General features: G+C 60.4%; 13 protein-coding genes. 6 read left to right on the top strand and 7 right to left on the bottom strand.

Annotated elements, in window-relative coordinates:
• Window positions 1-2 precede the first annotated feature (2 nt).
• Together SKP52_RS11560 and SKP52_RS11555 are read left to right on the top strand one after the other, a co-directional pair.
• Window positions 3-722: a DUF6118 family protein gene (locus SKP52_RS11560; RefSeq protein ID WP_039574888.1), complete on the top strand. Its 720-nt coding sequence runs from the start codon at window positions 3-5 to the stop codon at window positions 720-722.
• A 150-nt stretch (window positions 723-872) separates the two neighbouring features.
• Window positions 873-1247, top strand: coding sequence for a glycine zipper 2TM domain-containing protein (locus tag SKP52_RS11555; RefSeq protein WP_039574886.1), 375 nt, complete (start codon window positions 873-875; stop codon window positions 1245-1247).
• 90 nt (window positions 1248-1337) lie between these two features.
• Here the strand turns inward: SKP52_RS11555 and SKP52_RS11550 are convergent, their stop codons facing one another.
• Both SKP52_RS11550 and SKP52_RS24620 read right to left on the bottom strand, forming a co-directional pair.
• Window positions 1338-1619 (bottom strand): DUF1153 domain-containing protein, encoded by a 282-nt coding sequence (locus tag SKP52_RS11550; protein WP_039574884.1) that lies wholly within the window; start codon window positions 1617-1619, stop codon window positions 1338-1340.
• Window positions 1620-1751: 132 nt separating this feature from the next.
• Complete coding sequence (locus SKP52_RS24620; RefSeq protein WP_052208156.1) at window positions 1752-4142, bottom strand: CHAT domain-containing protein; 2391 nt, start codon at window positions 4140-4142, stop codon at window positions 1752-1754.
• Between the two features lie 374 nt (window positions 4143-4516).
• Here SKP52_RS24620 and SKP52_RS11540 point away from each other — a divergent pair, with 374 nt between their 5' ends.
• Entirely contained in the window at window positions 4517-4819 is a 303-nt protein-coding gene (locus SKP52_RS11540; protein ID WP_148309108.1) for a hypothetical protein, read from the top strand.
• 66 nt (window positions 4820-4885) lie between these two features.
• Window positions 4886-5623, top strand: coding sequence for a hypothetical protein (locus SKP52_RS11535; RefSeq protein WP_039574880.1), 738 nt, complete (start codon window positions 4886-4888; stop codon window positions 5621-5623).
• Between the two features lie 146 nt (window positions 5624-5769).
• Here SKP52_RS11535 and SKP52_RS27235 read toward each other — a convergent pair whose 3' ends face one another.
• The 3 genes from SKP52_RS27235 to SKP52_RS11525 all read right to left on the bottom strand — a co-directional run bounded on the left by SKP52_RS27235 (window position 5770) and on the right by SKP52_RS11525 (window position 7163).
• A complete protein-coding gene (locus SKP52_RS27235; RefSeq protein WP_267127954.1) occupies window positions 5770-5892 on the bottom strand; it encodes a hypothetical protein in 123 nt (40 codons plus the stop codon).
• Window positions 5893-5914: 22 nt separating this feature from the next.
• Window positions 5915-6787 carry an FkbM family methyltransferase gene (locus SKP52_RS11530; RefSeq protein ID WP_039574879.1) on the bottom strand — a complete coding sequence of 291 codons (873 nt, stop codon included), beginning with the start codon at window positions 6785-6787 and terminating at the stop codon, window positions 5915-5917.
• Window positions 6788-6983: 196 nt separating this feature from the next.
• Complete coding sequence (locus SKP52_RS11525; protein ID WP_039574876.1) at window positions 6984-7163, bottom strand: hypothetical protein; 180 nt, start codon at window positions 7161-7163, stop codon at window positions 6984-6986.
• A 1200-nt stretch (window positions 7164-8363) separates the two neighbouring features.
• On the opposite strand from SKP52_RS11525, the gene SKP52_RS11520 reads away from it, so the two are divergent.
• Window positions 8364-8807: a hypothetical protein gene (locus SKP52_RS11520; protein ID WP_039574875.1), complete on the top strand. Its 444-nt coding sequence runs from the start codon at window positions 8364-8366 to the stop codon at window positions 8805-8807.
• A gap of 501 nt (window positions 8808-9308) precedes the next feature.
• Here SKP52_RS11520 and SKP52_RS26995 read toward each other — a convergent pair.
• On the bottom strand, window positions 9309-9518 hold the full coding sequence (locus SKP52_RS26995) for a DUF5818 domain-containing protein (RefSeq protein ID WP_407695104.1): 210 nt from the start codon (window positions 9516-9518) through the stop codon (window positions 9309-9311).
• Between the two features lie 540 nt (window positions 9519-10058).
• Between SKP52_RS26995 and SKP52_RS24615 the strand changes: the two genes are divergently transcribed.
• Complete coding sequence (locus SKP52_RS24615) at window positions 10059-10706, top strand: Npun_F0296 family exosortase-dependent surface protein (RefSeq protein WP_160292401.1); 648 nt, start codon at window positions 10059-10061, stop codon at window positions 10704-10706.
• A 784-nt stretch (window positions 10707-11490) separates the two neighbouring features.
• Here SKP52_RS24615 and SKP52_RS26990 read toward each other — a convergent pair.
• A complete protein-coding gene (locus SKP52_RS26990; protein ID WP_228383622.1) occupies window positions 11491-12234 on the bottom strand; it encodes a PEPxxWA-CTERM sorting domain-containing protein in 744 nt (247 codons plus the stop codon).
• Window positions 12235-12300 lie beyond the last annotated feature (66 nt).

The raw sequence follows: 12300 nt of genomic DNA, 5'->3' as shown, positions 1-12300 counted from the left end.
GGATGACCGAAAACGCACCCCAGCCCGAACCCGAACCGCCTCCCGTCGAGGACGCCGTAGAAGCCATCATACGCGGCATTGCCGGGCTGCGATCTTCCGTCGACGGCTTCGCCAAGCTTCAGCAGGAAATACACGGGCGCGACTATAGCTCGGAGCTGGGCCTGATCGCGGAGCGATGGGAGAAGGCGCGCGAAGCCTTCAACGCGTTGAAGGAACGCCCCGTCCTGGCGCTCACGCCCGAGAAGATCGGGCATCAAATCGAAATCTCCGGACGGGATGGACGGTCGGCCGATCACGAAGCCTGGCGATCGGCGCAGCAGCGTCTTGATGATGCTGCTCGTTCTATCGGAACAATAGTTGCATCAGCACGATCGGCAAAACAGCAAAACCGGTGGCTCGCGACCGGCATCGCTTCCGCTTTTGTTATAGCCGCGATAGTCGGGTGCTCATTGCCGCCGCTGGTCGATCGTGCTGCCCCGCTGGAATGGCGTTGGCCGGAGAAAAGGGCGGCGGCGGTACTGCAGCGCGATGCTTGGAGTGCAGGTCAGCATTTGATGCAGACGTCCGAGCCCGATCAATGGCTTCGACTGATGTCGGCAGCGCGCTTTTACAAAGAGAACGAGGCCGAGATTGCTGCCTGCGCCAGGCGCGCGAAGAAAAAGTCGGTGCGCTGCGAGGTCGACGTACCGCCGCCGGAGCCAGGCAACAAAACGACTGCTTAGCGCCTGAAATCAGACATTCGACAGAAACCAAATTAGGGTGAAAGCGTCCTTCGTGGGGATCTCTACGTCAACTTTCGGCCAGAATGTCTCGTTCAGCCGTCGTTAGGCCCGTCAGGACTATGGCTCTCCGTTCAAAGAAGGAGACGGGCCATGAAGAAATATATTGCAGCCGCTGTCCTTGCTGCCCTTGTCATTCCGAGTGCTCCGGCACTTGCCGATCCGCCCCCCTGGGCTCCTGCACATGGCAAGCGCGCCAAGGATCGCGGCCTGTATGACGGCTCTGGCCGCTATTATGAGCCGCGCCGCCTGTCGCACAACGATCGCATCTGGCGAGCGAAGGATGGACGATATTACTGCCGCCGGGAGAATGGAACGACCGGCCTAATCATCGGCGCAGCCGTCGGTGCGCTCGTCGGACGCGAGCTCGACGGCGGTCGCGACCGGACGGTCGGGACGATCATGGGCGCGGCCGGCGGCGGGCTATTGGGACGGGCCATCGACCGTGGCGAACTCAAATGCCGCTAAATTAAAAGGACGGCGCGAGAGGGACCAGTCTGCTCGCGCCGTCCTCATGGCTCCACGCGCCGTTGTGGGGGAGCGCGCGGTTCCATCGTCTTATCCGATACGTTGATCTCGATGCGGTCTTATTCTGTTTATGCGAAGACCCGGTACGCCAGCGCGATCGCGCGCGTGCCGCCAGGCAGCAAGCTCCTCGCGGCTGAGCCGGTATGTCTCGCAGGCGACTTCGATCTCGATCAGCCCACCGTCAATCGCGGCCAGAAGTTCGGCCTTGCGCCGCGCGACCCAGTAAGTCGTCGACGTGGATGGCAGGTCGCCAATCGTAACCGGCCCGAGCGGACCGGCGACCGATGTCGGCCTTGTCTTATCTTCGAGCACTGCGAACTCTCCATTCGCACGGCTGCTGCCGCTTCCATGCCCCCCACATGGAAACTGGGCCGATAAGGTTAATCAAAGCTTACCAAATGCCCGAAATTGCGGTCAGCGGTTGGTCGCAGTACCGTAAAATGCTCAGCGAACGACGTCTCCGATCAACGAAAATGGTGCCCATGCGCTGGGGTGCGACCAGCTTTTGAGATAGGAATCGTCGCGCGTGTCGTTGCGGATTTCGCGCTCGACGCGCTGTAGCGCCTCGGCGCGGGAAAGGGCTGGATTGGCGCGCAAGATCTCGAACAGGCGTACGGTGAGCACAGCCGCAACATCGTCGCGGACCGGCCAGTGCGAGGCAAGCAGGCTCTCCGAGCCAGCAAAGAAGAAGGCCCTTGCAAGACCGGAAAGGCCGGGCGCGCCTGCGCGGCCATCGCCTGCGGCCGTGTTGCACGCCGACAGGATGACCCATCCCGCGCCGATGCGAAGCGATGCGACCTCGCTGGCGGTCAGCAAGCCGTCATCGGTGGGGCTGGCGGCAGCGGGCGGCGTGAAGACAAGCCCTGGCTCGCCGATGTCGCCGAACTCGCCCGCCACCAGCCCATGCGTTGCGAGAAAAAGCAGGGAGGGCGAGGCGAGATCGGCTTTTTTCAGATTCGTCTCGGTGGCTGCATCCGCCATGAAAAGCTTTGTCTTGTCGGGTCCCATCAGGGATTCCATCGCCCTCAGTTCCTTTTCCGTGCCCGGGAGCCGGGACAGGCGGCGCAAAGCGCTTGGATCGGCGAGGGCGGGCCCGTCGCTGGACGCGCGCCATGTGGCGGCTGGCAGGGGCGCGGTTCCACCGCGCGCCGAACGTATCCGACCCTCCACGCCGCGCGTCGCGGCTTTTCCGTCGAGCATCGGAGCGCCGAACCCGATCATCGTGGCGTCGCTTTTAGAAGCGTCGCGTCCGGCAACCGCCCGGAGAAGCTGGAGAGATTGAAGCGAAGGAAGCTGGACGATTGCGGCCTTGTCGGCGAGCCAGTGCGTCGCCCGCAAGGCATCGGGATTGCCGTCTGCTCCGACGGGCTTCTCGGTAATCAGGATGCCTAGCGGCAATGACGAGATCGCCCCGGTGGCCGATGTGAACAAATGTCGCTTGCCGGCGAGGGCCGAGCTCACGGGTCCGACGAGTTCTTCATAGAGCCGGAAGGCCGTCCCGCGATCGAACGGAAAGTCTCCCTCGCCCTCGGCGGACCATGTCGCATCCTCGTCGGGCGTCACTTCGATATTGGCACCGACGTCCCACAGAAGGCGGCGAACATGTCCGGAAAGTTCCACGTCGGTCATCGCCGAGCGGTGCCAGTTGATGCCTTCGCGTGTTAAGACAAGACTGTGCGTGCCGCGAGCCGTAGGCACGATCATCAAAAAGGCTTCATCCGCTGCAAGCAGGCCCTTGGCGGCGGTCTCGTCGAACAGCGCCGGCTTCACCAGTTCGAAATAGCCAGGCGTCGCAGCCGACAGCCGCGCATCGATGGCTTCAAGCGCCGCGTTGGCCGTGCCAATTTGCTGCCAGAGCGCGCGATCGGCCTCACTTCCGGCCTTCAGCCCCTCGCTTCGCACAAAAAGCGCGGCGAGTTCGGCGGCCTTCGCGTCGCGCTCCGCCGCCAGTCCCGCGGAACCCGACGCAGCCGCGGCGCGCGCTGCCGCCGAGCGTGCCACTGCGCGCGACGTGCGGCCAGCCATGATATCCTGGAGTATGAGCAGCGCGTCCGCCCTGGCCGTGGCGCTCTTTCCGTCCGCTTCCCACAAGACATCGGCATAAAGCCGCGACCATTCGGCGAACGACTCTTCGCCCGTGTGAGTGGACGGATCGCGCTCGGCAAGTTCGACCATCTGCTCGTCGAGCACGCCGACGCCGAAGCCCCGACGATAAGCTAGGGAAGACGCCGCGGCGATCCGGGCCGATGGCAAGGCGAGGGCGGCATCTCCCTCATCAAGTGCAAGTCTCGCATGCGCGGCCGCGATCATACCAAGCGCCTTGCCTTCAACGGTACGGCCGCGCGGTACATGGCGTCCTGCCGTTTCCGTCAAGTTGGCACCACCCTGCCACGCGCTTAGTACCTCGGCGAGGATAGCCGCTGCTTCGGCTCGTCGGCCGGCCTCGGAAAGCGAATGGGCCAGCGCCCGGGCGACGTACAGCGTCTCGCTCGAGCGATCGCCCTGTAGCTTGCGCCGAACGGCTAGGGCCCGAGTCCGGGGGGCTGCGTCCTCGACCCAGCGCTTGTCCGAATAATATTCGAAGGCGAGAAGCTGGAGTGCATCGGCGTGCGCCAAGCTCTCTTCGCCGTGATACTCCGCAATCAGCTTGGCGCGTTCGCCAAGCAGGGCAATGCGTCCCTCCTTGTCGGCATAGGGCGTTGCGCCTAGGCGCTGCTTGATGTCGGTGATGCGCTTGTCGAATTCGATTTTGCGGGCTTCATCCTGCGCCGGAGGGGACTGGGCATAAACGCTTGGAGCGAACGAAATGGCGAGAAACCATGCACTCGCCGCCAAATTTACGCTCCATCCTCGTATCATCATTCGCTCCCCGCTCCAGACCGCGAGGCTAGCTGCTGACCGATGACGCGGCAATGAGCAGGACCGTTCACTTGTTGAATCGGCGTGCCATAAAGACCGCGCACCTCCATCGAGAAACTGTCTTCCGCGCGACGGAATCCGCTACGCGCCGATAAGATGCCGGGTGTCGCTGCGACGGGTGATTGGCAGTGACGTTAACTGTCCGTCATGTGCCTCGACGCCGTCCCGCGCTGGTTCTGTTCGTCCAGCCCGCAACCGGTCTATGGGCGGGGCATCGATGCTATTTGATGGCACCCTTGCCCAAAATATGCGCTTGGTAAGCTATGTTTCCCGGAAGCGAGGCCCAACCCATGCTGACCCTGTTCCTTGCCGGCGTCTTTCTTTCGATTCTGTTCGGCGTTCTTGCATGGCGTCTGACGCGCACGCTGCCGACGCGCGGTGTCACCAGCATCCTCGTGCATATCTTCCTCCTCGCAGCGGCTCTCCTCATCGTCTTTGCTTACTGGGGGCAATATACGGCTCCTGGTCACCGTGCGTTCGACGAGATGGACGGAATCTATCCCTTTCTGGCCGGGCCGCTCGGAACATTGCTTGCCGCTGGAGCGGTGCTGGCGGGATGGCTGGGCAGACGCCGGAGCCGATCTAGCGGGTAGAAAGGTCGATCGACGTGCAGATCGGGCCTCGCTTGGCAAGCCCGCGATCGGCGCGTAGCGTGGGCCATGGATCAAGCGCCAACCGGTTATCCCGAGATCGTCCGCCATGCGTCGCCTGACGGGCGGATCATTCTCCACCTGGTGCCGGGATATGACCCCGGCGACGTTCACGAAATGCAGGTGCAGTACCGGCCAAAGGTTGCTCACGATGGCGTTGTCCTTCTGAACCTCGCCGACGAACCGGTCGACACCGCGTTCGAATGGCAACCGGGTGGCGGGCTGAAGCTTATGCTGAGCACCGGTCTTGGAGTATCGATTGATCCGGAGGAGGGGATATATTCGACCAGCGACGACGGCTGGGCGGCGCATCCGATCGCCGGCGCGAACAGCGCGATCCACAAGCTCCTGAACCCGAACGGGGATCAAGACCGGTCGAATTTCCGGCGGCGCCGCGTGGATTACAAGGCGACGCTGATGCTGATAATCCTTGGTCTGGGCCTCGCCGGGCTTCTCTGGGAGGCTTGGCACGGTCGCTTCTATCCGCGCGGGCACCGGATCGATACCGGTTCCGAAATCAGCGCTTGGTCTCTCACTTGTTCCGACGATCGGCACGTGATGATGAGTTCGAACGAAGATGGAACCCTCTCGTTCGAGCGTGGAATCAATGCCGAGCCTCTCGTTCCGGTTGATGGCGTCGCCAAACGTTTTTCCAATGGCCGAAGCGTCGTCGATATCGACGGCGTAAATGCGACCATCTGGTTCGATGGCTTGGACGGCAAGCCGCTACGCTGTCACGGAGGCTAATGTCGCGGCTTTTTCAACGTCGGTCTAAGATTCTCGCGCCCGAAATACCGGCCATCAGCTCGTCTCAATCTAAAATTGAGAGCCGGAAACTTGCCAAGGTTGCGCAGGTTTGAAGCTTAGGACCAAAGTCCCGAACGCATCGGCCGTCAGATGGTGGATTCGAAGCCGTGCAGCCCGTCAAATCGATCGATCGGCAGGTTGGCGACTTTGTCTGGTTGCGTCGGTGGCGATCGTAATTTGGCCAGAATCGACGCTTCTTCCCAACCCATTCTCACGCGCCGGCTCGATCGACTATTGCCGCGATGCAGGCATGAACCAGAAGTTCCTGTCAGCCGAATATCCGAGCGACGCAAAATCGATCGCTCCGGGGATTGGTATCAGGCTGTTGCCGGTTAGTCGGTGCGCTTCATAGTCGACAGATCGAAGCCAACGGAGAATATCGGGGACTGTCGTGCCGAACCGATTGTGCAGATGATTAATCTCGCAAATGATGGTTGGCCGAGACCTTCGAATTAAAGCCTCTGCGCCGATCAGAGCGGGCAACTCCATTCCTTCAATATCGATTTTGATCCAATCCGGGTCCGGGATATTTTGAGCCGCCGTGTATTCGTCCAGGCGAACCATCCGTACCTCTCGGTCGCCTGCGATGTTGACGTGATTGCTTGACCGCTCCCGCGTGGTCATTCGAACAACGCCGACGATGTTGCCAACGGCTATCTCGTGGACATTGTCCGTCGCCATTTGATTGAGGCGCAGGTTTACCAGCAGATCTTCTGGTTGCGGCTCGAACGAGAAGACTTGGCTTTTTGGAAAGCGACTTTTCAGGGTGACACTGTACACCCCGCCGTGGGCGCCAATATCATAAACGACATCGGAGGGCCTGATGCGTTTGAATAACTCATGGCGCGTCATATTCTCGGCGTCTTGCGCATAGTCGACGTTGCCGGTGCAGCCAAATTCCTTCAGCGAATAAGCAAACCAATTGTCCTCGAATAGGGCCGCGACGCCATGATGTCCTATGCGGTAAATGGTTTCTACACCGAACAAGCGATGAAGCCCGACAAGAGCGCCGATCAAAGCGGCATTGGTGATTCGGAACGCTCGCTCTTGCAATTTTCCCATGGGCAAAAACGAATGGCCGCGCAAATTTGCGATGTCATTCAAAAAGTGAAACCACGCATCGCGATCGCGCTCTCTCGCCAGGGCAGGAGCGAAATGCCGTTTGCGTCCCCAGAGGTCGCGGATCGTCTTTTTTGCGCCGCTGGGCGGCCGGTTGGTGCCTAACCTTGTGAAACCATGACGCGCGAGATGTCGACCGACCGCGACGGGGCCATCGCCAGACTGGCGCCCAATCTTGCGTCTAGACTTTCGGGGCGGATGCCGGATCGGCATTGTAGGCGTCCGCAGCCTTTTGCGCTTCGGCGGCCGTGTCGTAAGATGTGGGAAGCGTGGCGTAATGGGTGACGTCGCCCAGAGTGTCGGAACGAACGACGCAATAGTCGCCGTCCGGACCTGGGCCTGCGATTTCGAAGGTCGGCACGACTACCAAATCTCCCGCTCCGGATTGGTAGCCCCGCCACTCGAGGTCGCAAGAGCGACGGGACTGTCGCCGCAATAGCGGACGGCAATTAAGGTTAAGTGAAGTCGTAACCGCCTCTGCCGCTTGTTGTGAGCAGCGGTGGGCCGGTTCGAGCCCTTGATGTCAGATCTTGCGAGCGCGCTGGGATCGAGCGAAAAGGCGACAAGGCCGTAACTCATCGGACAGCTCCACCAAGCTTCGAAAGCGGTTGGGGAGTAAGTAGGGAATTGGACCGGGAGTCAGCTGTGGAAAATGCCAACATACGAAGTGCGCGGACCAGACCGCGCAATGAATTATTGGGTGGTTGCGATTGAGATGAAAGCTGCCGTGATAACAGAGACGCTGTGATAACAGAGACGCCCCTTGAGGATTCCTATCCCACCAAAGCCGAGGCGCAGACTGCTGCCGACATGATGAACAGTCGCTAAGAATAAGAAAGGCCCCGCCGCGAAGCAGAGCCTTTCCTCCCCTTTGGATGCAAAAAGAGGACCCCACGGCTCCCTGCGTCGCAGACAGGGATCAGTGAGCGCGGGGAGACTAGTTGATTTGATACTGTCGGCATTAACCCATGTTATCGGTTCGCAACCAGAAATCGCGACGTGGACCGTTAGTGGCTTTAGGCGAGGACGGAGGCTATTCGCCGCGCGCCGCGTTATGCCAAGACCTCCAGTCTCTGTGAATGCCGGTGCCGTAAGCCAACCGCGGATCTTCGACTATGATAATCCTCGGTGTTCACGGACCTACGGCAACGGCCGGCCGCAGGCGGTGTTATCGAGATCGCTTCTTTAGGTTTTTGGTGACTTAACCATGGTATCGGTGATGCATGGAACCGCCTCGCGACAGCGTCTATTTCGAGCAACTAGCGCGCGTCGCCCGGGTGAAGGCCGCTCAATGCGGCGATCCGTTCCTTGCCGTCCGCTTTCGGGAGGCGGCAGTTCGGCATGAAAGAACTGCGAGGAAACTTCGGCGCGGCGAGTCTCCGCTATGATCGCTCTGACCAGGCGCCGTCGATCCGGCACCCGTCCGCGGGCTCGGCGCGATGCCGGCACAGCTGGAGAAGTATCCGATAGCAAATTCACGAGGTTCGGGAACACCAATGTTTACCCGATTGCGACCGGGTATGGTGGCTCCTGCGGATGGTTCTTCGGGGGAAGCAATCCTATGAATGCAGTCGAATTATCGCTTCAGGCACTCGCGCAGTGCGACGCACTTTTCAAGCATGAGCATATGTGGGAAAAGGTTCGCGAGGCCATGAGGCCGATGGTGGAACGAAGCAATGACAGCCGCGACGCGCTGGTAATTGACGATGTTTCGGCCGCCCAGTTCGTAATTTCTGTGGTCGCAAGATATATCGAGCAGCAGATCGAGCCCGGCAAGTTTCATGTCTATCGCGGAACGCTCGGCATCCATGGTCAAAGTCTTCGCAACATCGCAGAAACCGCGCTCCGCCGCCTCGAAGAAATCAAGGCGATTTCGCGCGACAGCTATCTGTCGCGGCTAGGGCAGCTCGATCAAAAGGTTATGGAAGCTGACGCCGAATTACGCTCATCGGGCTTGCGCTGGCCGGCATTGGTAGAGGCCGGCGACGCTCGGGCCGTGCATTAAACGGCGCACGGTGCGCTGGCGAGGGCCGGCACATCCCGACGCGTGACCAATCGGTGCAGTGCCGAACCGCCACCACGTGGCAAGCTTCACTATCGCTCGCCTTTATGCGGCGTCGCGTATCAGCCCCATCGCGGCAGCCAACCCGCTGGCTAAGTTGAGAGCTGCGGCCCGCTGTTCAGGACTCGAAATCGTCCAAAGTGTTCCCAGCGCAGCTACGAACAACGCTGCGACGGTAATCACTCCGCCAGCGGACGTTTCGGGTCTCGGAAATCCCTCGCGTCTTCGGCCATTCTGTCTGCGCTGCTTCATGCCCTTCGCATAGCGGACGGAAGTAAAGGACCTGTTTGCAGCGAGGACGTACAGGCCCCTATGCGCTTTCGCTGGACGACTGTCCTCCAGGGTAGCCGACCAGGAGCGTCGGCAGCGCAGGCGCCATTCGCTAGAGCGGAATCCCGCGCGACTGGCTTTCTCATGCCGGGCGTTGGCTGGCGGTACGAAACGTTACAATCCTGGATGCAATTCTTTTGCGCTACCTTGTGGCCCATGATCCGGCGCAATACCGTCGACGTCGACGAGATCTTCGCCAACGATGACTCCGGTGACCCGGACGCGCTTCTCGATATGATCAATCGGAACCCTGTGCAGATCAAGTCGCCACCGGCCGCCGAGATCGCGCCGTAGTGCAAAACCGCCTCCGTCCCGGAGCAGCATTCCTGTTTCCGAAATTCTCGAGCCAATTGCATCCATTTTGCGTGCCTACTTTCGACTGGGCGCCAATGACGAGGTGCGCCTAAACAACAGAGTCATTCTTCCGGTCTGTTACCCAGAAGTGGTGGACGGATCCGTCTTTGGACAGCAGGGAAGCGCCGACTTTAAGGTGGAATGGCTCCGTTCCGCGAAGAGAGTAGCCTTTCTCATTTATCGCGTGGGGTCACAGCCGCCACTAAAACGCACCGCATCATGCTTGGCTGCAGCCTGCCGGTCTATCAACCTGCCGACAGCAACCCTCCTGCAGATAACTCGGCAAGGGCGTTCGGAAATGCCGCTTCGGGACAATTGGTTGCAGGCTATCCTTGCGCCGCAATCTGCGGGCCGGTGCATCCGATTTGCAGCCCCCCAAAAAGAGTCTCGATTTGGGACGGGCAGGGCAATTTTGATTCGCAATTCCTCCGAATCGGGTTAATGTTTACTTACTAATAACATCAACAGGGCGAGTCGCACGGCCTGTCGCCAACTATGGAGATACCGACGATGCGTACTTTTTTGACGAAATTCATGCTGGTTTCCGCTGCCGCTCTGGCTCTGCCGGCCGCCGCTAGCGCCGCTATCACGCTTGGGACCGTAACGCCGGGCACGGCACCCTATTCCGGCCCGACGCCAACCTATACCTTCCAGTCGCCGGCACCCGTTTCGGGGGGCCTCGTAACGAGCACTTCGGTCGACGGCATTCGCGCGGCTCCGTTCGGCAGTTCGGGCAATTACTGGACGGTCGGTCCCGCTGATGGCTCGCCCGGCATCATGAATCTCTCCTCGATCGGCGACATCTTCAATGTCAGCTTCATCTGGGGCTCCGTGGATGCCTATAATACGATCGAATTCCTCAATGCCGGTGGCGGAGTCATCGCGAGCTTCACGGGTTCGCAGATCTTCAATCCTGCGAATGGCAGCCAGACCGATCCCAACCTCAACCCGGTCGTCCGCTTCAATGTCACCGGCGGCGATGTTACCGCGTTGACTTCGCTTCGCTTGAGCTCGACGGGCAATGCCTTCGAAACCGATAATTTCACGATCAATGCTGTCCCCGAACCGGCGACCTGGGCATTGATGATGCTTGGCTTCGGTGCGATCGGCTTCGGCATGCGCCGTCGTCGCCATCAGGGTCTGCCTCAGTTCGCCTGACTTTCGCGACACGCAAGCTACAAGAGAGGCGGCCTGTTTAGGCCGCCTCTTTTTTGTTTCGGTCTCTCCAAGGAAGATGTGCGAAATCCACGCGCTATTGCGCCGTTCGAATGGGGATCCAAATTAGACCGCGCGTTCCAGCCTGCGATGCCAGGCTCGTGGAAATATCGCGCCCCGCATCCGCCTTGCGCAGCCTACCCGCAACAGGGACATAGCCTCGCAGCTCGCCGCTACAATGCTTCCCGTTCGCGCGCGATAACTGCCGCAAGAGTGACCGGGACGGTTTTCGTCGAGGGCCGTCAGCGCACAATGTAAGTGTGGGGCCGGTCGATCAACGCGGTTCCTTGCCGCGACATCTAACCTGCGCGATCAAAATATATTGCATCGCTCTAAGCGATCGCTCGATGTCGAGCCTTGCAGGGACGAAGAATGCGGCGCGGCGCATGGTGCGGAGCGGCTTGGGTTTATCGCTTCGTTCGGCGTTGCAGTTGGGTGTCGGAGATGGATCTGCTCGCGAGACGCTAGGAGCACGATAGGGCGGAGCGAAAGCTGCGATGATATGAGTGGACATCGGCGACGCGGAATAAGCCGGAGTCGAAATCCTGGGGCAAGTTAGTCTTCGCGTCGAAAATGTTGCGCCGTCAAGATCCACAAAGGCATCCCCGGCAATTGCGTCAGTGGACCAACGCGACTGCCGGGGCGGGGGTATACCTTGTGAGCATTGCACGGACTGGCCGTCGTAATCACTCACCACCAAAGCCGCTCTTTCGAGCGGTTCAAATCCTTATGCGAATCGGACGCGCACGCCCGGCTTGCGGCGGCGTACCGAGAAACCGATCGCGCCAAAGCCCAGCATCATCAGGGCCCAGGTGGCAGGTTCCGGCACGGCGGCAACTGTCTGCGCCGAGTTAAGACGGAACTGTCCGACATCGGCCACGGTGGCGCCTTCGGTGAACGTCATCGTGACACTCGAGAAGGTGCCGTTGAAGGCGTTGTAAAAGTTGCTGCCGTTCCGACCGAGATTATAGGCACTCGTGACAAGCCCGTTGCTGTCACCGCCGGCGAAGGTGAAGAACACCTTGCCGCTGGTAATCGCGTCGATGTTGAACTCGAGTGCGCTGATCAGGCCGCCCGTCAACGAGAAGGTGAGCGGGTTGTTGAGGACACCATCGACCGCACCGACACGCGCTTGGCCGTTGGCGAGGCCGATCAGTTGTTCGGTCGACGAGAAATTCACCGTCCCGGGCGCGTTGTTGAGGGTTCCGGTGACATTCAGACCGGGGACACCTTGGGTGACCAAAACGTTCGACCCCGGCTGCGCGGCACAGCCGCCGCCGAGACAAATGGTGACGGCTGCCGCTGCCGGAGCGCTTGCTCCGATCAGTGCGACGGCCGCAGCGAGTTTGATGATTTTACGCATGTCGCGCTCCTTGCCCGAAAAGGTTGCGACCCCGTTCCGTTGCTTAATTAATAACACATGATTTACATAGCGTGGCGGGTTGAGTCGAATCGATTCATCATCCTTCACAGGGATTTGTCCCGATTTGACACGTCGAAGAAGGCCCCGATTTGGCCGGCGGGCGGCGTCGCGCAG

Origin of the sequence: Sphingopyxis fribergensis, assembly GCF_000803645.1 — a bacterium.
In the GTDB taxonomy this organism is placed as follows: Bacteria; Pseudomonadota; Alphaproteobacteria; order Sphingomonadales; family Sphingomonadaceae; genus Sphingopyxis; species Sphingopyxis fribergensis.
The sequence above is the reverse complement of the archived record's forward strand: the minus strand, read 5'-3'. Positions and strand labels throughout refer to the sequence as shown.